Origin of the sequence: Mesorhizobium sp. (genome assembly GCF_024509055.1) — a bacterium.
Taxonomy (GTDB): domain Bacteria; phylum Pseudomonadota; class Alphaproteobacteria; order Rhizobiales; family Rhizobiaceae; genus Mesorhizobium.
The window spans coordinates 1-259 of sequence record NZ_JANINM010000221.1; the positions used below are offsets into that span (position 1 = coordinate 1).

Annotated in this window: 1 protein-coding gene; it reads right to left on the minus strand. The window is 63.3% G+C overall.

The features are described from left to right. Positions 1 to 208, minus strand: a 208-nt coding sequence (locus tag Q0L57_RS10595) for a 4Fe-4S binding protein (protein ID WP_296742257.1), incomplete at its 3' end; no start/stop codon positions are given. Positions 209 to 259 lie beyond the last annotated feature (51 nt).

A 259-nucleotide genomic window follows, 5' to 3' on the forward strand; every position in this document is an offset into this window, starting at 1 on the left:
TCTCCGTCGTGTGCTCGTAACTATGCACGCGGTTGAACCAGACGCCGTCGACGTGCCCGCCATACGGATCGATGTCGGTCAGCGGCGCCATATGGCCGCCCGTGTTCCATTCCTTGCAGGCGGTCACGCAGGCCTGGCAGCCAACGCAGGTATCGAGATCGATGACGAGGCCGAGCTTTTTCTCGGTCCGGGCGGGAAGGCATGTCATTCGGCAGCTTCCCTCTTCAGGCGGAACGCGGCGCCGAAGCGAAGCACTTCC